Annotated in this window: 19 protein-coding genes; 15 read left to right on the top strand and 4 right to left on the bottom strand. The window is 68.7% G+C overall.

Annotation, left to right across the window (positions count from 1 at the left end; genetic code table 11):
• Positions 1-62: 62 nt before the first annotated feature.
• The 4 genes from FEZ32_RS06220 (at position 63) to FEZ32_RS06205 (ending at position 4095) form a co-directional block, all read left to right on the top strand.
• Positions 63-953: an ABC transporter permease gene (locus tag FEZ32_RS06220; RefSeq protein ID WP_420809262.1), complete on the top strand. Its 891-nt coding sequence runs from the start codon at positions 63-65 to the stop codon at positions 951-953.
• Entirely contained in the window at positions 946-1947 is a 1002-nt protein-coding gene (locus FEZ32_RS06215; protein ID WP_138680229.1) for an ABC transporter permease, read from the top strand. The genes FEZ32_RS06220 and FEZ32_RS06215 overlap by 8 nt, the downstream gene beginning before the upstream one ends.
• Positions 1948-1964: 17 nt before the next feature.
• On the top strand, positions 1965-2996 hold the full coding sequence (locus tag FEZ32_RS06210) for an ABC transporter ATP-binding protein (RefSeq protein WP_175415746.1): 1032 nt from the start codon (positions 1965-1967) through the stop codon (positions 2994-2996).
• A 76-nt stretch (positions 2997-3072) separates the two neighbouring features.
• Positions 3073-4095: an ABC transporter ATP-binding protein gene (locus tag FEZ32_RS06205; RefSeq protein WP_244937964.1), complete on the top strand. Its 1023-nt coding sequence runs from the start codon at positions 3073-3075 to the stop codon at positions 4093-4095.
• Here FEZ32_RS06205 and FEZ32_RS06200 read toward each other — a convergent pair.
• On the bottom strand, positions 4070-5194 hold the full coding sequence (locus tag FEZ32_RS06200) for a DUF2330 domain-containing protein (RefSeq protein WP_175415745.1): 1125 nt from the start codon (positions 5192-5194) through the stop codon (positions 4070-4072). The two genes, FEZ32_RS06205 and FEZ32_RS06200, sit on opposite strands and share 26 nt — an antisense overlap.
• Positions 5195-5324: 130 nt before the next feature.
• On the opposite strand from FEZ32_RS06200, the gene FEZ32_RS06195 reads away from it, so the two are divergent.
• The 3 genes from FEZ32_RS06195 to FEZ32_RS06185 all read left to right on the top strand — a co-directional run bounded on the left by FEZ32_RS06195 (position 5325) and on the right by FEZ32_RS06185 (position 8363).
• Entirely contained in the window at positions 5325-6143 is an 819-nt protein-coding gene (locus FEZ32_RS06195; protein WP_028702247.1) for a YaaA family protein, read from the top strand.
• Between the two features lie 62 nt (positions 6144-6205).
• Entirely contained in the window at positions 6206-6571 is a 366-nt protein-coding gene (locus FEZ32_RS06190; RefSeq protein WP_097798246.1) for an FKBP-type peptidyl-prolyl cis-trans isomerase, read from the top strand.
• A 523-nt stretch (positions 6572-7094) separates the two neighbouring features.
• A complete protein-coding gene (locus FEZ32_RS06185) occupies positions 7095-8363 on the top strand; it encodes an IS256 family transposase (RefSeq protein WP_138680211.1) in 1269 nt (422 codons plus the stop codon).
• Between the two features lie 243 nt (positions 8364-8606).
• Here the strand turns inward: FEZ32_RS06185 and FEZ32_RS06180 are convergent, their stop codons facing one another.
• On the bottom strand, positions 8607-9590 hold the full coding sequence (locus FEZ32_RS06180; RefSeq protein WP_138680226.1) for an alpha/beta hydrolase: 984 nt from the start codon (positions 9588-9590) through the stop codon (positions 8607-8609).
• Between the two features lie 43 nt (positions 9591-9633).
• Between FEZ32_RS06180 and FEZ32_RS06175 the strand changes: the two genes are divergently transcribed.
• Complete coding sequence (locus FEZ32_RS06175) at positions 9634-10188, top strand: GNAT family N-acetyltransferase (protein WP_138680225.1); 555 nt, start codon at positions 9634-9636, stop codon at positions 10186-10188.
• Positions 10189-10261: 73 nt separating this feature from the next.
• Positions 10262-10879 (top strand): nucleoside/nucleotide kinase family protein, encoded by a 618-nt coding sequence (locus FEZ32_RS06170; protein ID WP_138680224.1) that lies wholly within the window; start codon positions 10262-10264, stop codon positions 10877-10879.
• On the opposite strand, the gene FEZ32_RS06165 is transcribed toward FEZ32_RS06170, so the two are convergent.
• On the bottom strand, positions 10842-13628 hold the full coding sequence (locus FEZ32_RS06165) for a sigma-70 family RNA polymerase sigma factor (RefSeq protein WP_175415744.1): 2787 nt from the start codon (positions 13626-13628) through the stop codon (positions 10842-10844). The genes FEZ32_RS06170 and FEZ32_RS06165 overlap by 38 nt on opposite strands.
• Before the next feature lie 94 nt (positions 13629-13722).
• Here FEZ32_RS06165 and FEZ32_RS13525 point away from each other — a divergent pair, with 94 nt between their 5' ends.
• Entirely contained in the window at positions 13723-13959 is a 237-nt protein-coding gene (locus tag FEZ32_RS13525) for a hypothetical protein (protein WP_175415743.1), read from the top strand.
• A 249-nt stretch (positions 13960-14208) separates the two neighbouring features.
• On the opposite strand, the gene FEZ32_RS06160 is transcribed toward FEZ32_RS13525, so the two are convergent.
• Positions 14209-14934: an NAD-dependent protein deacylase gene (locus FEZ32_RS06160; protein ID WP_138680222.1), complete on the bottom strand. Its 726-nt coding sequence runs from the start codon at positions 14932-14934 to the stop codon at positions 14209-14211.
• 85 nt (positions 14935-15019) lie between these two features.
• On the opposite strand from FEZ32_RS06160, the gene FEZ32_RS06155 reads away from it, so the two are divergent.
• The 5 genes from FEZ32_RS06155 (at position 15020) to FEZ32_RS06135 (ending at position 22538) form a co-directional block, all read left to right on the top strand.
• On the top strand, positions 15020-15616 hold the full coding sequence (locus tag FEZ32_RS06155) for an exonuclease domain-containing protein (RefSeq protein ID WP_138680221.1): 597 nt from the start codon (positions 15020-15022) through the stop codon (positions 15614-15616).
• A gap of 128 nt (positions 15617-15744) precedes the next feature.
• Positions 15745-17244: a DUF3375 domain-containing protein gene (locus tag FEZ32_RS06150; protein ID WP_175415742.1), complete on the top strand. Its 1500-nt coding sequence runs from the start codon at positions 15745-15747 to the stop codon at positions 17242-17244.
• Positions 17228-17986 carry a DUF4194 domain-containing protein gene (locus FEZ32_RS06145; RefSeq protein ID WP_138680219.1) on the top strand — a complete coding sequence of 253 codons (759 nt, stop codon included), beginning with the start codon at positions 17228-17230 and terminating at the stop codon, positions 17984-17986. The genes FEZ32_RS06150 and FEZ32_RS06145 overlap by 17 nt, the downstream gene beginning before the upstream one ends.
• Positions 17983-21417 (top strand): ATP-binding protein, encoded by a 3435-nt coding sequence (locus FEZ32_RS06140; protein ID WP_138680218.1) that lies wholly within the window; start codon positions 17983-17985, stop codon positions 21415-21417. Before FEZ32_RS06145 ends, FEZ32_RS06140 begins: the two co-directional genes overlap by 4 nt.
• Entirely contained in the window at positions 21414-22538 is a 1125-nt protein-coding gene (locus tag FEZ32_RS06135; protein WP_138680217.1) for a Wadjet anti-phage system protein JetD domain-containing protein, read from the top strand. Before FEZ32_RS06140 ends, FEZ32_RS06135 begins: the two co-directional genes overlap by 4 nt.

Below are 22538 nucleotides of genomic sequence, written 5' to 3'. Positions count from 1 at the left end.
GGACCGTCCCCGGTTGTGAGGAGACAGAAGTGCTGAAATACGTCATCAGACGGCTGTTGCAGATGATCCCGGTGGTCATCGGTGCCACCTTCATCCTGTTCTGCCTGGTCTTCGCCCTGCCGGGCGATCCCACCGCCGGGCGCTGCGGCGAGCGGCCGTGCCCGCCGGCATATGTGGCGGCCTTCCGCCACGAGTACCACCTCGATCAGCCGCTGATCGTCCAGTACGGCCTGTACATGGGCAAGCTGCTGCGCGGCGATCTGGGCGTGAACTTCTACGGCAACACGGTGGTCAGCGAACTGGCCGCCCGCTACCCGGTGACCGTGAAGTTGGCCATCATCGCCCTTCTCGTGGAGATCGTCATCGGCATCACCGCCGGTGTCATCGCCGGGGTGCGCAACGGACGCTTCCTCGACTACCTCATCCTGGTCTCCTCCCTGGTGGTCATCTCCATCCCGATCTTCGTCATCGGCTCCCTGGCCCAGCTCGTCTTCGGCATGAAGCTCGGCTGGTTCCCGGTGACCGCCGGGGACGGCTCCTGGAATCAGCTGGTGTTACCAGGGTTCGTGCTGGGAGCTCTGTCGGTGGCCTACGTCGCCCGCCTGACACGGGCCAACCTCATCGAGAACCAGCACGCCGACTACGTGCGCACCGCCAAGGCCAAGGGACTGTCGGGATTCCGCACCGTCACCGTCCACACCCTGCGCAACTCCCTCATCCCGGTAATCACCTACATCGGCTACGACTTCGGCGCCCTGATGGGCGGTGCGATCGTCACCGAGCGCATCTTCAACGTCAACGGCATCGGCAACTTCATCTTCCGCTCGATCAATCAGCGAGACGGCGTCTCGGTGGTCGGAGCGGTGACCTGCCTGGTGCTGGTGTACCTGCTCGCCAATCTCCTCGTCGATCTGCTGTACGGGGTGCTCGACCCGAGGATCAGCCATGACTGAACCGCACAGCAACCCGAACACCACCGAGTTCCTCGGGACCGACGCCGCATCGGCCGCACCGGCCGTCGACGCCGATCTCACCGGCATCGACGCCACCACCGGGGGCCCGGTCTCCGGCACCAGGCCGCGCTCCCTGTGGACCGACGCCTGGTCGGATCTGCGCCGCGACCCGCTGTTCTGGATCTCGGCGGTCCTCATCGTCATCTTCATCGTGATGGCGCTGTTCCCCGGCGTCTTCACCAGCAAGGATCCGCGGGCCTGCGACCTGTCCGCGGCACGCCACCTGCCCTCCCCGGTCCACTGGTTCGGCACCGACGTGCAGGGCTGCGACGTCTACGCCCGCACCATCCACGGCGCCCGCTCCTCCATCCTGGTCGGCATCCTCGCCACCCTGGGAACCGCCATCATCGGGTCGCTGGTGGGTCTGGTCGCCGGATTCCACGGCGGCTGGATCGACACCCTGCTGGGCCGCACCGGGGACATCTTCTACGCCATCCCGCTGCTGCTGGGCGGGATCATCATCCTGTACACCTTCCCCAACCAGGTGGGCACCCCCTACATCGTGGTGGTCCTCAAGGTGGTCGCGGCCCTGGCCATCCTCGGCTGGCCCTCGATCGCCCGACTGATGCGATCCTCGGTGCTCCAGGTGATGCCCCACGACTACATCCAGGCGGCCCGCGCCCTGGGAGCCCGTCCCTGGCGGATCATCCTCAGCCACGTCCTGCCCAACGCGATGGCACCGGTGATGGTGGTCGCCACCATCAACCTGGGCACCTACATCGCCATCGAGGCGACGCTGAGCTATCTGGGCATCGGCCTGCAGGAACCGGCCATCTCCTGGGGGGTGTCGATCTCCGACGCCTCCGGTCTCGGATATGTGAGGTCGGCGCCGCACATGCTGCTGTTCCCCTCGCTGTTCCTGTCCCTGGCGGTTCTCGCCTTCATCTTCCTCGGCGAGGCGGCCCAGAACGCCTTCGACCCCAAGCGCCACTGATCGGAAGGACGCAGCGCATGACTCGAAAGTCGACACGCCTGGACCTCGCACCGATCGACGGCCGGCTCCTGGAGGTCAACGACCTCCACGTGGAGTTCCGGACCCGCGACGGGGTGGCCAAGGCCATCAACGGCGTCAACTTCACCCTGTCCGAGCACGAGACCCTCGCCATCCTCGGCGAGTCCGGCTCCGGCAAGTCGGTGACCGCCCAGGCGGTGATGGGAATCCTCGACTCCCCGCCCGCCTTCGTCACCGGCGGCGAGGTGAAGTACTGCGGGACCGACCTGCTCAAGATGTCCGAGAAGGACATGCGCCGGGTCCGCGGCGACCACATCGCGATGATCTTCCAGGACGCCCTCAGCTCGCTCAACCCGGTCTTCCCGGTCGGCTGGCAGATCGCCGAGATGTTCCGCGTCCACCGCGGCATGAACCGTTCCGACGCCGAGGCCGAGGCCGTCAAGCTGATGGACCGGGTCCGGATCCCGGCCGCCAAGGAGCGGGCCGGCAACTACCCGCACCAGTTCTCCGGCGGCATGCGGCAGCGGATCATGATCGCGATGGCGATCGCCCTCAACCCGTGGGTGCTCATCGCCGATGAGCCGACCACCGCCCTGGACGTCACCGTCCAGGCCCAGATCATGACCCTGCTCAAGGAGCTCCAGGAGGAGTCCGGGATGGGGCTCATCCTCATCACCCACGACCTGGGTGTGGTGGCCGACGTCGCCGACGACATCGCGGTGATGTACTGCGGCCGGTTCGTCGAGCACTGCGACGTCCGTCGGCTCTACGCCAACCCGGCCCACCCCTACACCGTCGGGCTGATCGACTCGATTCCCCGGCTCGACCAGAAGGGCGAGCAGCTCTACGCGATCGGCGGTCTGCCGCCCTCCCTCACCGACCTGCCGACCGGCTGCTCCTTCAATCCGCGCTGCCGGTTCGCCACCGACCAGTGCCGGACCCCCGGTGCGCCGCCGTTCATCGAGGTCGAGGAGGGCCGGTTCGCGGCCTGCTACCACACCGAGGAGGTGCTCAACCGTGAGCGCGTCTGATCCGAACCCGTCCAGCCCGGCCACCACGACTACCCCCGGACCCACCCGGGCGGCACGCCATGTCGGCGTCGAGCCGATCCTGTCGGCCCGTGACCTCACGAAGTACTACCCGTTGACCAGCGGACTCATCCGCCACACCGTGGGCCACGTCAAGGCTGTCGACGGCGTCTCCTTCGACCTGTTCCCCGGCGAGACGCTGGGCATCGTCGGGGAGTCCGGCTGCGGCAAGTCCACCCTGGGACGACTGCTGGTGAGCCTGGAGAGGCCGACCTCAGGGTCGATCATCTTCCAGGGCAAGGACATCACCCGGCTCGGCGCCTCCGAGATGCGCCGCCTGCGCCGCGACATCCAGATCGTCTTCCAGGATCCGTACACCTCGCTGGACCCCCGCAAGACCGTCGGCGACATCGTCGGGGAGCCGTTCAAGATCCATCCCGAGGTGGTGCCCGCCGCCAGGCGGCGCGACCGCGTCAAGGAGCTCCTGGAGCTGGTGGGGCTCAATCCCGAGCACATCAACCGGTACCCCCACGAGTTCTCGGGAGGTCAGCGCCAGCGCATCGGGATCGCCCGTGGCATCGCGCTGAACCCGAAGGTGCTGGTCTGCGACGAGCCGGTCTCCGCCCTGGACGTCTCGGTCCAGGCCCAGGTGGTGAACCTGCTGGTCAAGCTCCAGAAGGAGCTGGACCTGGCCTACGTCTTCGTGGCCCACGACCTGTCGGTGGTGCGCCACATCTCCGACCGGGTCGGGGTGATGTACCTGGGCAAGTTCATGGAGATCGGCGATCAGGACCAGATCTACGACCGCTCGACCCACCCGTACACCCAGGCGCTGATGTCGGCGGTCCCGGTGCCCGATCCGCAGGCCCGCGAGAGCCGGGAGATCATCGTGCTGCACGGCGACGTCCCCTCCCCGGCGAACCCGCCGTCGGGATGCCGCTTCCACACCCGGTGCTGGCGCGCCCAGCCGGCCTGCTCCGAGCAGGTTCCCGAGCTCATCGCGCGCGACGACGGGGCCGGCGGCCACGACTCCGCCTGCCTGTTCGCCGAGCTCTTCTCCAAGGCCTCCGAGGACATCACCGCGGACGACCAGATCGGCTGACCCGCAGCATCTGACGCCGGTACGCCAGCCCCAGTCCGGCGATCACCAGCAGGCCGATCACCGGCAGCGCGAGCACCGAGACCGGGATGTCGATGTAGCGCACCTGCACGACCTCCCGGCGGAAGGGCTCGTCAGCCTTGGCTCCCCTGAAGGTGTAGTCGTCGGTGATGGTCCGCGGCCCGAGTCGGCCCGACCAAGAGGTCAACCAGACCTTCCCGTCGGGCCGCATTCCCTTGTCGAGACCGGCGGTGGCCGGGTCGATGAGGCCGGTGAAGTCGAGCCCCAGGGGGCTGCTCGGCGCCGCCTGGACGTCGATGACCATTCGACTGGCGGCGAGCAGGTGGATCCGCACCTGCTGGTCGGCGGCGGCCAGGCCTGACATCTTCATCGGGTAGACGGCGGTCGTGGTGGCGAAGGTCATCCTCAACGGCGGCAACGTGGACCCGAGGGTCGGTGCCCCCTCGGGGACGAGTTTGACGGCGTTGATCCGCCAGCCGGCGTCCAGGTAGCTCTGGACCACCGGCAGCAGGTTCGCCCGGGTGGTGAATCCGTTGGCCACCAGCCAGTCGTCCAGGGCCTCGGCCCGGGACCCAGACAGGGTGGTGACGATGAACGGTCCGATCCTGACCCGCGACTCCACCGCGACGCCGGAGTCGGCGCGCGGCGCCGTGGCCTGGTCGCGGTCCTGGCGGGCGGTGAGCCCCGGAACCAGGCGCAGTTTCGTGCTGGTCACCACCTTGGGCGCTGCGGCGGCGTCGAGCCGGCCGATCACCCCGGTGGCCCCAAGGGACAGCCTCGTCCCCACCGGGGCCGGCATCAGCCAGGCGGCAGAACGCACGTCAGAGCTGGTCATGGACAGGGTCATGTCGATCCGCTCGGTGCGACCGTCGAAGACGATCACCGCGGCCTCCCGGGAGACCCTGGTCTGGGATCCGGGGTCGGTGGCGATCCCCCCGCAGGCGCATGCCACCGCCACCTGGCTGGGCGCCACGGTCAGCCCGGAGGCGAGCAGCAGCACGGCCAGCAGGAGTCGAGGCCACCGCAGATCTCGCAGACCTCGACGTCGCGAGCCCATGGCACGGCCAGGGTACTTCACCATGGCCAGACCGTAGCCCGTCCGCGGGCCAGCCCCGGAGTCTGGCTCCCCGCTCTGGCGACGATGCCGCCGGAAGGGCCCTCCGGCGGCATCGTCGTTCAGTACTTGCTGCCGATTGGCTAGTCTTCGGGACGTGCTCATTGTCGTCTCCCCCGCGAAGTCCCTCGATCTGGAGTCGGCGCTGACGACCCGGCGATCGACCCTGCCCCGGTATCTGGAGCAGACCGAGGAGCTGGTCCAGATCATGGCCGCCAGGTCGACCGCGCAGTTGCGGGAGATGATGGGGATCTCCGAGGAGCTGGCGGTACTCAACCAGGACCGCTACCGGTCCTTCGAGTGGCCCTTCACCCCCGCCAATGCCCGACCGGCGGCGCTCACCTTCAACGGGGCGGTCTATCAGGCGATGGCTCCGCGGACCTTCGACCAGAGGGACTGGACCGAGGCCGGCAAGACCCTGCGGATCCTGTCGGGGCTGTACGGGATCCTGCGTCCGCTGGATCTCATCCAGCCCTACCGCCTCGAGATGGGAGTGCGGGTCGCCAACCACCGCGGACCCGATCTGTACTCGTTCTGGCGCCCGCGCCTCACCCGTGCGGTCGCCGAGGATCTCGCCTCCTCCCCCGGGGCGAGGGTGATCGTCAATCTGGCCTCGGCGGAGTACTCCCGGGCGGTGGACCTGGAGGGTTTGTCGCAGCGGTTCGCGGCGGGAAATGCGTCGGTGCCGGGGCTGGCGGCACGGGTCGTCTCTCCGCGGTTCGAGGACCGCGACCCGTCGGGCCGCTGGCGGGTGATCTCCTTCTCGGCCAAGCGGGCCCGGGGGCTGATGGCCGGCTGGCTGGTGCGCCAGCGGGTCCGATCGGCCCGCGGGATCACCCGGTTCGACCTGGGCGGCTACCGGTACGTGCCCGAGATGTCGACCGGTGGGATCCCGGTGTTCCGCAACCTCGGGTGAGGCTGGAGGTGCCGGCGTGCGGGGTTGACCGGGTCCTGGCGGCTCCCCGTAGGGTGGGCGCCATGCAGAAGCCTGAAGTCACCCTGCCCGACTCCGCCCCCGACGATCTCGTGATCGAGGACATCACCGTCGGCGACGGCCCCGAGGCCGCGGCCGGAAACCTCGTCGATGTGCACTACGTCGGTGTCGCCCTCAGCAACGGCAAGGAGTTCGACGCCTCCTACAACCGCGGGGAGGCGCTGTCCTTCCAGCTCGGCGTCGGCCAGGTCATCCCCGGCTGGGACACCGGCGTGCAGGGAATGAAGGTGGGTGGGCGCCGCAAGCTCACCATCCCCTACCAGTTGGCCTACGGCGAGCGCGGGATTCCCGGGGTCATCGCCCCCAAGGAGACCCTCGTCTTCGTGTGCGACCTGGTCAACGTCATCTGAGCCCCTCCGCACCGCTTTTCCTGATCTCGGCGAAGGCCCCGGCGCTTTGTGGCGCCGGGGCCTTCGCTGTGCCCGGGCCTTCACCGTGCCCGGGATGGGTGCACCTTTCACTCGCCAATGGGGCCTTCCCGCGATCCCGAGCGCGGAAACCCCAGTTCCGCGAGTGAAATGTTCACTCCACACGCCGAAACACCGCGCCCAACGGGTCCTGACGCCCCCAACACGCTGGAACACCGCCCTCAACGGCGGCTCACCGGCCCTTGAGGCCGCCGACACGCCGGAACACCGCCCCGGGGCCTCGCTGCGCCCAGGATGGGTGCACCTTTCACTCGCCAATGGGGGTCTTCCCGCCCTCTGCGGGCGAGAACAGGCAGTTCCGCGAGTGAAATGGATCGCGTCTCTTATGGTGGTGTCAAATCTGTGGTGATCGCTGGGGCGCTCGACCAGCGGGTCTGAGACGTTGAGGGGTCACCGCGGTACCCGTCTCTATCAACGACCAAGAATCTAGAAAGAAGCCACCGCGATGACCCAGAACCAGTCTGCCCTGTCAACCCTGCTCACGGAACTCCTCGACGATCCTGACATGGCCCACGACCAAGTCTTCCGTCGCCTGTTGCAGGCCGGCCTGCAGGACCTGATCGACGCCGAGGCCACCGCCAAGATCGGTGCCGGTCGCTACGAACGCAGCTCCGCCCGAACGACCAGGCGTAACGGGTCCCGATCCAAGACCCTGGAGACCCCGGCCGGCGAGGTGAACCTGGAGATCCCCAAACTGCGTCAGGGATCGTTCTTCCCGGCCCTGCTCCACCCCCGCCGCCGGGTCGACAAGGCCCTTTACGCCGTGGTCGCCCAAGCCTGGGTCGACGGGGTCTCCACCCGCAAGGTCGACCAGTTGATGCACGCCCTGGGCAACGAGTCGGGGATCTCGAAGGCCACAGTCTCCCGAGTGTGTGCCGACATCGATCAGACCGTCACCGAGTTCCTCACTCGCCCACTGGACCACACCTGGTTCCCCTACCTGTACCTGGATGCCACCTTCCTCGACGTGCGCCTGCACGGCCGCGTGGTCTCTCAGGCCGTGGTGGTGGCCACCGGGGTCTCGGGGCAGGGACGCCGCGAGATCCTGGGCATGAGCGTGGGGGACACCGAGTCCACCGACTTCTGGACACAGTTCTTGCGCAGCCTGCGCGACCGGGGTCTCAAGGTTTCCACCGAGACCGATCCCCTCGGTGTCGTGCTGGTCACCTCGGATGCCCACGGCGGCATCCGTAATGCGGTCAAGGCCATCCTGCCCGGCGCCGGCTGGCAACGATGCCGAGTGCACTTCGCCCGCAATGTGACCCAGAAGCTCGGCAGTAGAGCGGCCAAGCCGGTCAACGCCCTGATCTCGGCGGTCTTCGCCCAGACCACCCCGCACGCGCTGAAGGCCCAGTACCGCCAAGTCGCCGAATCGTTGGCCGGCCCGTTCCCCGAGATCGCAAAGATGATGGATGCCGCGGAGCCCGACCTGACCGCGTTCACCGGGTTCCCGCCCGAGCACTGGGTCAAGATCTGGTCCAACAATCCGATCGAACGGCTCAACCGGGAGATCAAACGCCGCTCCGACGTGGTCCAGATCTTCCCCGACCGTGAATCGGTCACCCGGCTGGTAGGAGCCGTGCTCCAGGAGCAGCACGAGGAATGGCAGTACGGGGAACGCCGCTACCTCTCCGAGACCTCCATGCGCCGCCTCGTCGACGCCCTCAACAACACCGATGAGCCCCAGCCTCACGCTCTGCCCCTGACCGCCTGATCAAAGAACACCACCTCATGAGACTTGACCGTGAAATGTTCACTCCACACGCCGAAACACTGCCCTCAACGAGCCCTGACTCCCCCGACACGCCGGAACACCACACCGGGGCCTTCGCTGTGTCCGGGATAGGTGCACCTTTCACTCGCCAATGGGGGTCTTCCCGCCCTCCGCAGGCGAAAACGGGCAGTTCCGCGAGTGAAATGTTCACTCCACACGCCGGAACACCGCCCTCGACGGCGCTCAGCGCCCCTCGACACCCTCCAGCCACCGGCCGATCTGGCCGATCACCCGGTCCACCTCGGCGCTGTACCCCCACAGGTTGAGACAGCCGTGACCGATCCCAGCGAAGTGCCCGGTGACCAGCGGAACTCCGGCCTCCCCCAGGCGTGCGGCATAGACCTCGATCTCACTGTTGAGGACATCCCCCTCGGCGGTGATGAGCATCGTCGGGGGCAGTCCGGCAAGGCTGGCGGCGCGCAGCGGCGAGGCGTCGGGCTGCTCCCGCAGTGCGGGATCGGGACAGTAGAGGTCCCAGCAGACGCGCATCTCGTCGCGCTCGATGTCGGCAGGGAACAGCGCACGGAAGTAACTGGGCCGGTCCAGATCATGATCGAGAACCGGATAGACCAGCAGCGCAGCGTCGAAGGACGGATGGTTCCCAACGTTCCGTCGGATCTGCGGGGAGCTGGGGCCCACTTCGGACCGGGGGCTCCGAGGGTCCCTGGGGGCCCCATTCCCATCGAGAGCGCGCAGCAGACAGGCGGCAGCGATGTTCCCGCCGGCGGAGTCACCGGCCAGCACACGGCGGGACGGCACCGCGATCTCGGTGTCCAGCCAGGCCCGACCGTCGGGACCCTCGAGCCAGCCGATCGCCTCCCATGCACAGTCCAGGGGCTCGGGGAAGTGGTGCTCCGGTGCGATCGGGTAGTCGATCATGACGACCGCCCACCCGGTCAGATCGGCGAGATGGCGGGCGAGCCGGTCGTAGTGGTCGATGGAGTACATCACCCAGCCGCCGCCGTGGATGTAGATCATCAGCCCGCGCGGTTCGCTGCTCGGGCTGAGCATCCGGACCCTCACCTCGGGAGCGCCGGGGTGCAGTTCGGCCGCCGTGAGGGTGGTCTCGGCGACGATCGCGGTCCTCGGTCCGGCGCCCAGGCTGCGCTTTCCCGCCTCGGCGGCGGCGCGGACCTGGGCGAGATCCGCCGGATCGAAGGTTGCCATGGCGGCCACAGTAGCGAGCAGACGGTGCGGTTAGGATCACCACGTGATTGTCGAGACGGAGCGCCTGCAACTCCGCGAGATGAGCGTCCATGATCTGCCGGCGCTCCGGGCGATCATGCAGGACGAGGAGACGATGGTCGCCTACCAGGGTGCGTTCACCGATGCGATGGTGGTCGGCTGGCTGGATCGCATGCTCGCCCGCTACCGCGATGAGGGGATCGGGCTGTGGGCCGTGCTGCTGCGGGGAACCGGGCAGATGATCGGACAGTGCGGACTGACCCGGCAGCGGATCCTCGACGAGGACGTCGTGGAGGTCGGTTACCTGTTCAACCGCTCCTTCTGGCACCACGGGTACGCCACCGAGGCGGCCGCCGCCTGTCGTGATCATGGCTTCGGTGAGCTCGGGGCCGAGCGGATCTACGCCCAGGTGCGCGACACGAACATCGCCTCGATGAATGTGGCGATCCGTCTGGGCATGACGGTGCGCGGCCGGTTCGTGAAGCACTACCGCGGGGTGGACATGCCGCACCTGGCGTTCGCCGTCGACCGTCCGGCCGGAACTGTCCCGCACGATGCGAGTCGAGGCAGCACGAGTTGAGGCAGTCGGCTTGAGGCAGCCGGCTTGATGCGGTGAGGTTGAGGCGGTGCGGATCTAGCCAGTGGGAGCTGAGATGGAGTTGACGACCAGCGGGGCGATCGATCGGGCCCGTGTGCTGGCACGGCGAGGCGGGCGGGTTCTGCTGGGGATCACCGGTGAGCCGGGGGCGGGCAAATCCACCCTGGGGGCGACGCTGTCCTCGGCTCTGGGGACCGAGGCGGCCGTCGTCCCGATGGACGGCTTCCACCTGGCGCAGTCGCGGCTGGAGGAACTGGGTCGGGTCGATCGCAAGGGGGCTCCCGACACCTTCGACGCGTGGGGATTCGTCTCCATGGTGAGACGCCTGGCGGACGCGACCGAGCCGATCACCTATGCGCCGGCCTACCGGCGTGAGCTCCACAACGGGGTGACCGGGGCGATCCCGGTGGAGTGCTCGACCTCGCTGGTGATCATCGAGGGCAACTACCTGCTCCTCGAGGAGGAGCCGTGGTGCCGGGCGCACGGGTTGATGGACGAGATCTGGTACGTCGACGTCGACGAGGATCTGCGGATGCGGCGTCTGGCGGCCCGCCATGAACGGTTCGGCAAGTCCCATGACGCCGCCATCGCCTGGGCGGCGGGCCCCGACGAGCGCAACGCCGTCCTCATCCGCGCTACCTGTGACAGAGCCGACGCGATCGTGCGGGTGTGAGCTTCCTCTTTCTCACCCGCGGCACTGCGAACGGGTCGATGTAGAACCGCGGACGATTCTCCGCAAGCTCCTGACCCTTCGCCATCTCGAGCAGGATCTCCCGGAGCCGCAGGATCGCGGCCTTCTCGATCTGACGGATCCGCTCACGAGTGAGCTTGATCGCGTAGCCGACGGTGTCCAGAGTCTCGGCCTCACCAGTCTCCAGACCCCATCGCATGAGCAGCACCCGGCAGGCCCGCGGGTCCTCATCCTCTAACTCCGCCAAGGCCTTGTACGCGAACTCCAGGTTCGGGTCGCCCCCGGCACCGGGCACCACGGGCTCAGACCCGTTGAGGGGGTGCATCGGAATCGAGTCGTCCACCAGGTCCCGCAACCCGTCGATGCTCACCAAGGGACGGCCGAGGCGGCTGATCCGGACAAGCTCCTCCTTCGATACCTCCAGTTCCGGGATCCCGTCGGGGAAGGCCGTGGCTCCCTCGGACATGCTCAGGTCCCGCGCCCCCAACCATCGCCGGACCTTGTTGACCGTCTCCACGAAGTGCACCGGCATCCGGATCGTGGAACCTTGATCAGCCTCGGCCCTGGTGGCTGCCTGCTTGATCCACCACGTGGCATAGGTGGAGAACTTGAACCCGTGCGTGTGGTCGAACTTCTCCACGGCTCGGACGAGTCCGGTGTTGCCCTCCTGGATGCGTTCGATGAGTTCCAGTCTCGAGTCCGTGAAGCGCTTGACAACAGACACCACGAGTCTCAGGTTGGAGACGACGAAGCGACGGAAGGCCGCGGCTCCCTGATCCGCCAGCAGCTGCAACTCCTCACGGCTGGCAGCAGCACTCCAGCTTCCGGTCTCCAGCAGATGGGCGGCATAGATGCCGCACTCGATGCGTCGGGCCAGGAGGACCTCCTCCTCCCGTCCTTCCAGCAGCGGGTACCGCTTGATGCTCAGCAGGTAGTCGTGGACGATGTCATCGGTGACGATGACGTCGCCGAGGAGCTCCTCGCCGTCGTCCCCCTCAGTACTGGCCCGTCTGAGTCTGCTCGCCCTGTCACGGTTCCTCCCGGCGGCCTCGACAGTGACCGTCAACTCGTCGTTCTCACCGACCGGGCGAGGAGAGTCGCCGGCAGCACGTCCGCCGGCACCCGGCAGGGTCGACGTCACCTCGGCGGTCGGTACCGGAGCGGTGGGCCCCTGGGCAAGCCCCGGCCCGTCCTCGGGGCCAACGCTCCGCCCCGTACCGGCTCCGTCGTCGGCCGGCGACTGGTGGGACGGCCCGATGAGTGTCTCCCGATCGGTCTCCCATGCCGGCTTGGCGTCATCGACTCCCAGGAACTCGAGAAGCCGGACCGACTCACCGGGGAGGCTGAGATCGAACTCCTCCCACTCGCGCGCACAGGGCAGGCATCCGTGGAAGAAGTCGGGCATCCTCCCCAGATGGTGCGGGTCCTCCACGGTGTCGATCGCGTACATGATGACGAACCGGGCCGGCCGGTCGTCCTCCTTGAGCCGCAGCACCCGGCCCATCCGCTGGATCATCTGACGCCGCGACCGGTTGGAGGCCAGCACGACGCCGAAGTCGGCGTCGGGCACGTCGACCCCCTCGTCGAGGACCCGAGGAGCGGCCAGAGCCTTCGTGCCTCCGGCCGCGAACTCGAACATCTTCTCCTCGCGCGCCTCGGCCCCCTGCCCGGAGTGCACCTCACCGGCCCACACCCCCGCGTCGGCCAGCAGGGTGGCGGCCTGGTGGGCCGACTCCTTGGTCTGGGTGAAGATCAACGACCCGTGCGACCGGTTGACCACCGGGGTGAGAATGCCCAGGGCCTGCTGCTTCATCTGGGTGACCGCCAGCAGATCCCGGCGCCGGGCGAACTTCGCGAGGTAGCTGCGCGCCAGCCCCCGCCAGGACGACGACCAGTCATTGGCGAGGTCGCTGACGGTGGACATGAAGGCGGAGAAGGGCTCGGCGGGGACACCGGCAAGATCGCGTAGCCGCATCGCCTGGCGGCTCATGTCCTCGGTGAGTTCCTCGTACTCGGCCCGTTCCCCGGCCCCCAGCGGCACCCCCACCAGGGCGATGTCGTAGGGAGCGATGAGATGGTCGTCGACCGCCCGGCGGTAGTCGACGTCGAAGCAGATCCCCCGGAAGTAGGAGCGCAGGATCTGGTCGCCGTCGTCCTCCCGCTCGGCGGTGGCGCTGAGACCCAGCCGCCACACGTACCCGCGTTGGAGGGCCCGTGCGTAGCCGGGAGCGCCGTACCGGTGACACTCATCGGCCACCAGCATGGCGCTCTCCCGGCGCGACTGGAAGTTCCGGTTCATGGCGGTCTGCACGGTCGAGACGCGGACATCCCAGATCGGCGCCTCCTGCGCCTTCTGCACCACCATGGCCTCGGGGAGGAACCGGTGCAGGACCCGCGTCCACTGCTTGACCAGCTGATCGGTCGGTACCAGCACGACGCACCGCATGCCGGCCTTCAGTGCCGTGGCGATCGCGACGACGCCGACCAGAGTCTTGCCGGTGCCGGTGACCGCCTGCACGATGCCGATGTGCTGTGCGGTGCGCCACGCCTCCAACGCATCCCGCTGCCATCTGCGCAGCGTGGTTCCGGGCCGCAGGGTCCAGGGATCATCGGTGACGTCGCCGGGCAGATCGAGGACCGGTTCACCGTGGGAGGGCGCCCTTCTGGCGGGGCCGCTGCCGACAAGCGCACTCGCGGCCGGGCCGATGGTCAGCGGCGCACGCTCAGCCACCGCGCTCGCGACTGGGCTGCTCAGTGCCGGACTGCTCGGTGCTGGACGGGTCGGCAGTGGACGAGTTGCGACCGGCGCTCCGCCCACCGACTCCATGGTGTCCGGCACGGACTCGACGGCGTCAGGCGCGGACCCGACAGCCTCCGTCGCCACATCGGCAGAGCGGACCAGCACCTCGGCGGAGTCCGCCAGCACCTCGGTGGCGCTCGTCGACACATCGACACCGGCCGGCGTCGACTCCTCCGACACCACCAACTCCGCCGGCTCGTCGCCCGTCGTCTCCCGCTCCGGACAGACCCGTTCCCACAACGGCCCCGAGGTGCGGGCCTGAAGCTGCGGCGCCGGCCTCGTCCCGGTTCGCGCCGCGGATGACAGCGGCGAGGAACCCAGCGCCCGATCGCGCAGTCCGTGCCGTTTCATCAGTGACCTCCCGAGGTCGCGTCATCGTTGACAGCAGACACATTACTGATGGGGTCTGACAACTTCTCATCACCGCCTGCCGGGCCGGTCCCCGGCCACCCCCTGAAGCTGCCGACGCTCCTGCCCGAACAGCCGTTCACATCCCACGACCAACACGCGACTACTCGACCCCGACCGCCTCCCCGAGGGCCTCGCCGAGCCTGCGGTGAATCACCAGATCGGCCTGATCGTCATAGGGGGTGGCCTCCAGGTTGATCAGCACCATCTCCCGGCCCTGGAAGTACTGCAGCATCCCGGCCGCCGGGTAGACGTTGAGCGAGGTGCCGCCGACCACCAGCACGTCGGCCTCTGCGACCGCCTGCAGCGCGTCGTGGATCACCGTCTCGTCGAGAGTCTCCCCGTACAGCACCACATCGGGGCGGATCATCCCGCCGCAGGCCTGGCAGCGCGGCACCCCCGCAGACCCGAGAATTGCGTCCAACCCGTAGTGGCGACGGCATTCCAGGCAGTGGTTGCGGTGCACCGAGCCGTGCAGCTCGATGACCCGTTCGGACCCCGCCTCCTGGTGCAGACCGTCGATGTTCTGCGTCACCACGGCTGCCAGACTCCCCCGTCTCTCCAGCTCCGCCAGCGCCCGGTGGGCCCTGTTCGGCCGCACCGTCGGGTGCACGAGATAGGTCCGGTAGAAGTCCATGAACATCGCCGGATGCTCGACGAAGCAGTCGTGGCTGAGCATGTACTCGGGCGGGAAGGGCAGGTCGTGGGAGGTGGTGTACAGCCCGCCGGCAGAGCGGAAGTCCGGTATCCCCGACTCGGTGGACACCCCGGCGCCGCCGAAGAACACCGCCCGCTCGGCCTCCCGGAACACCTGGGCCAGATCATCCATGTCCCGATCGTCTCATCCCAGACCCGGGCGAACAGTGCGGCCCTGATGCGCAGGTTCCCGGGGATCGGGGGCAGACTGGGAGGCCATGACCACCTTCACCGCCATCGATTTCGAGACAGCCAACCCGTCGCGGGCGTCGGCCTGCTCGATCGCGGCGGTGACGATGGACGAGGACGGCACCATCCTCGACTCCCGCGTCGACCTGCTGCGCCCTCCGCCCGGCCGGGACTACTTCCACCCGATCAATGTCTCGATCCACGGCATCCATCCCGACGAGGTCGCCGACGCCCCGGGCTGGCAGGAGGTGGTCGACGACTACCTGGATATGTGCGGGGACGGGCCGGTGGTCGCCCACAACATGGCCTTCGACTTCAGCGTCTGGAATGCGCTGGCCGTCGAGCTGGGCACTCCCACCCTGGACTCCCCCAGACTGTGCACCTACCGGATCGCCCAGGGCGTGCTGGGGTGGCCGCGCGGCACCATGAAGCTCGACCAGGTGTTCCGGCACTACTTCCCCTCCGAGTCCTTCGCCCACCACCAGGCCGACGCCGACGCCCTGGCCTGCGCGCGCATCCTGGTGGCCGAACTGGGGGACGCCGACGTCAGCCTCGACTGGTTGATCGACCACAAGGCGCTCACCGGCGCCCCTACCCGACGCCGTCGGCCGGCACCGCACGCCTGAGAACCGGCTCCTCGAAGTGTCGGAGCGGTCCCCTATTGTGGTTCGCAGACCGACACCCCATGACGCAGGTTCCCGACCGGCGCCCTGTCGGGAACCAGTCCGTGCCCCCGGCGAAGGAGCGTGACCCCATGACGGGATCGGTGGCAGCCGTGACCCAGGGGCTGCGCCGCCTGGTCGCCGACAGCCCGGCGATGACCCTGCTGCGCGCCGATCTCCTGCCTGTCACCGCGGCGGTCCTCGGCACGATCCTGGACAACCCGCCGGTGACCATGGATGTCGCCGAGTTCCTCGAACGGGCCGACGACGCCCTCGACCAGCTGCGCGACATGGGGGTCGACGCACCCCAGACCGCCCAGGCCTATCTCACCGGTTGGATCGGCCAGGGTCTGCTGGTCCGCCAGTCCGGACAGGCGCGTCTGGAGACCGTTCGGCTGTCCTCCTCCGCCCTGGATGCCCTGGACTTCCTGCGGCGTCTGGAGAATCCCCAGTCCACCGTGACGTCCTCGCGGCTGGCCACCGTCACCACTCTGCTGGAGCGCCTGGCGCGCGCGGCCAACCCCTCCCGGGAGGATCGGATCGCGGACCTGAAGGCCCAGCGGGACGCGATCGACGCCGAGATCGCGCGCGCCGAGGACGGCCGGTTCACCGTCCTGGACGACGACACCGCACGCGAGAGGCTGGCCGAGATCGTGCGACTCGCCGGCCAGATCCCGGCCGACTTCACGAAGGTCTCCGCCGACCTCGAGCTCCTCAACCACGACCTGCGCCAGCAGATCATCTCGAGCACCGGGACGAGGGGCGACGTCCTGGACGAGGTCTTCGCCGGCGTCGACCTCATCGAGCGCTCGGACGCCGGCCGCACCTTCACCGCCTTCCACGACCTGCTCAACCATGCCGAGGCCTCCGCGGCTCTCGACGAGTCGGTCGACGAGATTCTCGACCGGCCCTGGGCCCGCGACCTGCCGGTCCGCGACCGCGAGTTCCTCCGTCGTCTTCTGGGCGTGCTCCAGGACGACGCCGAGGAGATCCGCCGCGTCATGACCGGCCTGTCGCGCAGCCTGCACCGGTTCGTGGAGACCCACGAGTACCGCGAGTACCGCCGGCTGGCGACCATGGTGGCCACCGCCCGGGCTCACCTGGCCTCCCTCACCGCCACGCACCGTCCCACCGCCTCCACCGGCTACCACCTCCCGGCGACCTCCCTGGCCATCTCGACGATCGCCGCATGGAGGCTCAACAACCCCGATGACAGCCGCACGGTCGCCCCGGTCACCGAGGTCCCCCCGGGAGAGCTGGATCTGGCGGCCCTGCGCGAGCAGGTCCGAGCCTCAGAGATCGACTTCGACGAGCTGCGTCGGGCGATGGCGGCCACCGCCCGCGAGCTGAGCGTGTTCTCGCTGGCCGATGTCCTGGAGCGGTTCCCCTGCCACCAGGGCCTGGCCAGTGTGGTGGGTCTGCTCGTGCTCGCAGAGGGTCTGTGCCGCGGCCCGGGCGGCTGCACCCGGAGTCGGCAGACCGAGGCGCTGAGCTGGCAGACCTCGTCGGAGGCGGTGCGTGCGATGACCGTCCCCCGGTACATCATCTCGATGGTCCCCACGGAGTGGAGCAGCCATGTCCCTGCCTTCTGAGTCGCCCCTGGCCCCCGCGGGACCTGCCGCCGGCGGGTCTGCCGACGTCGCCTCCCGGCCATCCAGCCTGTTCCCGGGCGACACAGGGGTGCTCGCGGAGCCGACCCGCCGTGCTCTGCTCCAGCTGCTGCGCGGCCCCTACGTCCATCGTGAGCGGCACCCGAAGCTGTGGCCGGTCGTGATCCGCGACCAGGAGATCCTGGCCTCGCGGCTGTCCGATCTCTTCCTGTGCCTGACGGTCGACACCGACCGGGGTGTCGCCTTCATCCGCAATGCCGACGCCCGCCATTCCGACGATCTGCCGAAGGTGACCCGCTCCACCCCCCTGAGTCTGCTGGACACCTGTCTGGTGCTGCTGCTGCGCGACACCCTGCTGCGCGCGGAGACCCAGGACTCCCGGGCCTTCATCGACCGGGCGGAGATCGACGACGCGATGTCGGTGTACCGGCCCGCCACCTTCACCGACGAGGCGATGTTCGACCGGCGGGTCAGTACCGCCGTGGAGCGGTTCAAGTCCAACTCGGTCCTGCTGTCGACAGCGGAGGAGGAGCGTTTCGAGATCTCCCCGGTACTGGCGCTGATCTTCGACGCCAACGAGGTCTCCACCGTGCGACAGGCCATCGACCGTCTCGCCAACCCCGCATCCCCCGCCGCTACGTCCGGCGACACCGCTCGCCCCGGGCATGACACAGACGGGAACGACGCCGACGAGACCGGCGAGGACGAGGGGGTCGAGCGGTGAGGGGGCCCGAGCACCCCGGCCAGTTCCGGCTGACCCGCATCCAGCTGGTGAACTGGGGCACCTTCGAGGGCTACCGGGACATCACCGTGCCGCGCAAGGGAGTCCTCATCACCGGCGCCTCGGGTTCGGGCAAGTCCTCCCTGCTGGACGCCATCGCGGCCATCATGGTGCAGCCCCGGTGGCTGGCCTTCAACGCGGCCGCCCAGCAGAGCGGCCAGGGAGACCGCTCGCGAGACATCCTCAGCTATGTGCGCGGTGCGCACCGGCGCGACGTCGACGAGTCGACCGGCCAGGTCACCACCACCTATCTGCGGACCGGCGCCACCTGGAGCGGGATCGCGCTGACCTTCGACGACGCCGACGGGCGCACCGTCTCCCTGCTGAGGCTGATGCACGCCACCCAGCAGGCCTCCAGCCCCGCAGATGTCAGCAATCTGTACGTCGACGCCGATCAGAGGGTCGATCTTCAGTCCCTGAGACCGCTGGTGGAGAACGGCATCGACTCGCGCGGCATCAAGGCGGCCCACCCGGGATGGTGGACGAACAGGCAGTACAGCGGCTTCGCCAGCAGACTCCAGCGCAAGCTCGGCCTGGCATCCGACCGGGCCCAGCGGCTCCTCCACAAGACCCAGTCCGCCAAGAACCTGGGCAGTCTCAACACCCTCCTGCGCGACTTCATGCTCGACGAACCCGACACCTTCGGTCTCGCCGACGCGGCCGTCGAACAGTTCGAGGAACTCTCCGGGGCCCACCGGGCGGTGGTCGACGCCCGCGAACAGGTCGCCGCCCTCGAACCCCTGGAGGCCATCTCCACCGCCTATCACCGGGCGGTGGAGAGTCTGGACCTGCTCGAGGCCGAGCAGCACCATGCCGAGACCTTCTTCACCCGGCACCGCGCGGAGATCGCCGACACGCTCATCGCTGCATGCCAGACCATCCTGAAGTCGCTGAGCGTCGAGATCACCGCCGCCGAACGCCGGGAACGCGACGCCACCGCGGCCAGAGAGCAGTGCCAGGCACGGATCGCCGGTCTGGGCGGCCACCGCATTCCCGATCTCGAGCGCCAGCGCAGCAGCTACCAGGACATTCTGGAGCGCTGCCGGCACGCCCTGGTCGATGCCGAGGACCGGGCGGCGCAGTGCGATCTGACCCTGCCCGACTCCCCCGCCGGGTGGCCGGGCTGGCAGGACGATCTCACCGCCCGGCTGCGCGGTCTCGACGAGGAGGACAGCCGGGAGCGGGATGCGAACTACTCGGTCCTGGAGCACCGGGTCAAGGCCAAGGACGCCGTCGACACGCTGAGCACCGACCTGCGCGCCCTCGAGTCGCAGCACTCCAACATGGAGGCGGCCCTGCTGCTGGCCCGGACCGCGCTGGCCGACGAGCTGGGAGTGACCACCGACGAGTTGCCGTTCGCCGGCGAGCTCATCGACGTCCTCCCCGACCAGGCGCAGTGGCAGGGTGCCATCGAACGGGTGCTGCGTCCCCTGGCCCGCACCCTGCTGGTCCCCGATGAGATCTCCTCGCGGGTCGCGGCCGCCGTGGACCGCCGCAGCTGGGGGACGCGGCTGGTCTGGGAGCGCGTCCGTCCCGGCTCCCCGGCTCCCTCCACTCCAGCGAGCACCAGCAGCGGCGCGAGCCCGACCCGACCGGGGACGCTGCCGGGCAAGGTGACCGTGCTGGCCTCCTCGCCGTTTGCCGGCTGGCTCACCGAGACTCTCGCCCGCCGGTACGACTACCGGTGCGTCGACGACGTCTCCGAGTTCTCCCGCCTGGATCGCGGCCTCACCCGCGCCGGACAGGTCAAGCACTCGCGCACCCGCCATGAGAAGGACGACCGCTGGAAGGTCTCCGATCGCACCCGATGGCTGCTGGGCTCCTCCACCGCCGCCAAGCACGATGCCCTGGCGCGAGCCCTGGACCAGGCACGGGCAGTGCTGGAGACGGCGATCGAGGCTGCCGACGCGCTCGACGAGCGGATCAGGCACAGGCACTCCTTGCGCACGAATCTCACCGAACTGATCCGGACGCGTCCCGAGGACCTCGATGTCGACCGCGCCCGGGCCGACATCGACTCGGTCGAGACCCAGTTGAGGCAGCTGAGGGCCGGCAACCGGAAGCTCGCCCTCGCCGAGAGCGAGCTTCCGGGCCTCCAGGAGGCCGAGAGCGCAGCCAGATCCGAGACCCAGCAGTTGCAGGTGGACGCACGCGTGCGCCACGACGAGATGACCTCCCTGACCACCAGACGGGAGCGCTGGACGGCCGCGCTGAGACGGGCAGAAGACGTCCCCGAGAAGGTCCGAGAGGCTCTGGAGGCCAGGATCAGTAGTCCCCGCCAGCCCCGCAGCGACCGCGACGACCGGCTCGATCTCGAGGATCTCGAGACCCTCCACCGCTCCACGACCACTCAGATCAGCGAGGACCAGCGCACCACACAGTCCGACCGGGACCGCCAGATCAAACTCGCGGAGAACCGGATGAGACGGTTCAAGGAGACCTGGCCCCAGCGCGCCGCCGACCTTCAGGACGGCGTCGACTACCTGCCGGAGTACCTGCGCCAGCTGGAGCAGCTGCGCGCCGACCGGCTGCCGGAGTTCGAGGCGCGCTTCTTCGACCTGCTGCAGAGCCAGTCGCGCAACAACATCACCGCCCTGGCGAACAGGATCCGCATCTCGCGGCGGGAGGTCCGCAACCGGATCGACCCCATCAACGAGTCGCTGATGCGCACCGAGTACGCGCGGGGCCGCCATCTGCAGGTGCGGGTCTGCGACCGCAGCCTTCCGGAGGTGCGCGACTTCCTGCGCGAACTCCAGCAGATCACCACCGACAGCGTCTCCGACGTGATGGAGGCGGGGGACGACCCGCAGGCCCGCCAGGGTGCGGAGGAGCGGTTCCTGCGCATCCAGCGGCTGATGGCCCGGCTGCGCTCCCAGGAGCTGGTGGACCGCCGGTGGCGGGAGCTGTGCCTCGACACCCGCATCCATGTGGAGTTCCGCGCCGAGGTGCTCGACGCCGAGTCCCGCCCGGTGGACTTCTACGAGGACGCCGGTGGTCGCTCCGGCGGGGAGCGGCAGAAGTTCGTGACCTTCTGCCTGGCCGCCGCCCTGCGCTACCAGCTGGCCCGTGATGGGGCGACGCTGCCCGGCTACGGGGTGGTGGCGCTCGACGAGGCCTTCGACAAGACCGACCCGGAGTTCACCCGGGCCGGACTCGAGGTGTTCCGCGACTTCGGTTTCCAGCTGCTCCTGGCCACCCCGATGAAGATGCTGCAGACCCTGGAGGACTACGTCGGCGGGATCATCCTGTTCCAGAATGAACCGGGCCGCCCGTCGCGGATCATGGTCAGCCAGTTCCAGGACCCGGGGGCGCAGTCCGACGGGGACGAGGTCGCAGGCGAGGAGCGCGACGACGTGCAGGCTCCGCTGCTGTGAGGACCCTGCCAGAGCTGCGACGCTGGGCGGCGACCAAGTACCGTCGCAACCATCGCGTCTGGATCAGCGATCCCGACGTCGACGTCTCCTTCCCGCTGGGGTTGCCCACCGAGCAGGAGGCGCTGGCAGACCCGGATGCCCTGGCGGCGTGGCGACGGTCGTGGCATCAGTGGCACCCACCGGAGGGTGCGGCCCTGGAGTGGGCGGTGCGCAGCTGGCCGAGTTGGGGCTCTCAGCGACTGCCGCTGAGGGTGCGCGTCACCTCGGCCGAGGGGATCGCCGGCCTCGCCGGACAGCAGTCGGCCTGGGCGCGGTGCCGCCAGCTGGCCGGGATCGTCACCTCGCGCTGGCCCGAGTCGAGCAGTCTCGCCGACTCGCTGCCCCACCTGGTCGATGACATCGCCGGCCTCGACGACGCCGATGTCGAACGGCTGATGGCGATGGCCGACTGGCTCATCGACCACCCGGACTCCGGCCTCCTCCCGCGCCAGGTGGCCGTCCACGGAATCGACACCAAATGGTTGGAGAAGCACCGCGGTCTGGTCGAGCGATTGATCCTGGCGATCACGGGTCAGGAGGGGATCGGACTGGCCAGCGAACCCCAACGATTCCGCATCAGGGTGCTCGATGTCTCGGTCTCGGGGACGACTCTCCACGATCTGACTACCGGGGTCGACGAGCTGGACAGGCTCGTGGTGTCTCCACGAGTGGTCCTCATCGTGGAGAATCTCACGACTCTCGCCGCTCTGCCGCCTGTTCCGGGGGTGATCGCGGTGCACGGCCGCGGGTACGCCGTCGTCCAGCTCGACCGGGTTCACTGGATCCGCGACTCGCCGATCCTCTACTGGGGAGATCTGGACACCCATGGTTTCGCCATCCTGTCGCGCTGCCGCGCCCGGCTGCCGCAGACGAGATCGGTGCTGATGACCCGGGCCCTCGTGAGTCGATTCGAGGAACTGGCGGTGCCCGAACCGGGCCAGGCGCACGGGGTGTCCGGGCTCACCGATGAGGAGCGGGAGGTCTTCCTGGACCTGGAACGGCGCGGGCTGCGTCTGGAGCAGGAACGGATACCGATGGATCTGGCCGCGCAGGTGCTGAACCGGGCGCTGCTGGAATTCTGA

It is taken from the genome of Acidipropionibacterium jensenii, from assembly GCF_005890135.1.
Taxonomy (GTDB): Bacteria; Actinomycetota; Actinomycetes; order Propionibacteriales; family Propionibacteriaceae; genus Acidipropionibacterium; species Acidipropionibacterium jensenii.
Note: the sequence above shows the minus strand (reverse complement) of the source record. Positions and strands in the feature narration are given on the sequence as shown.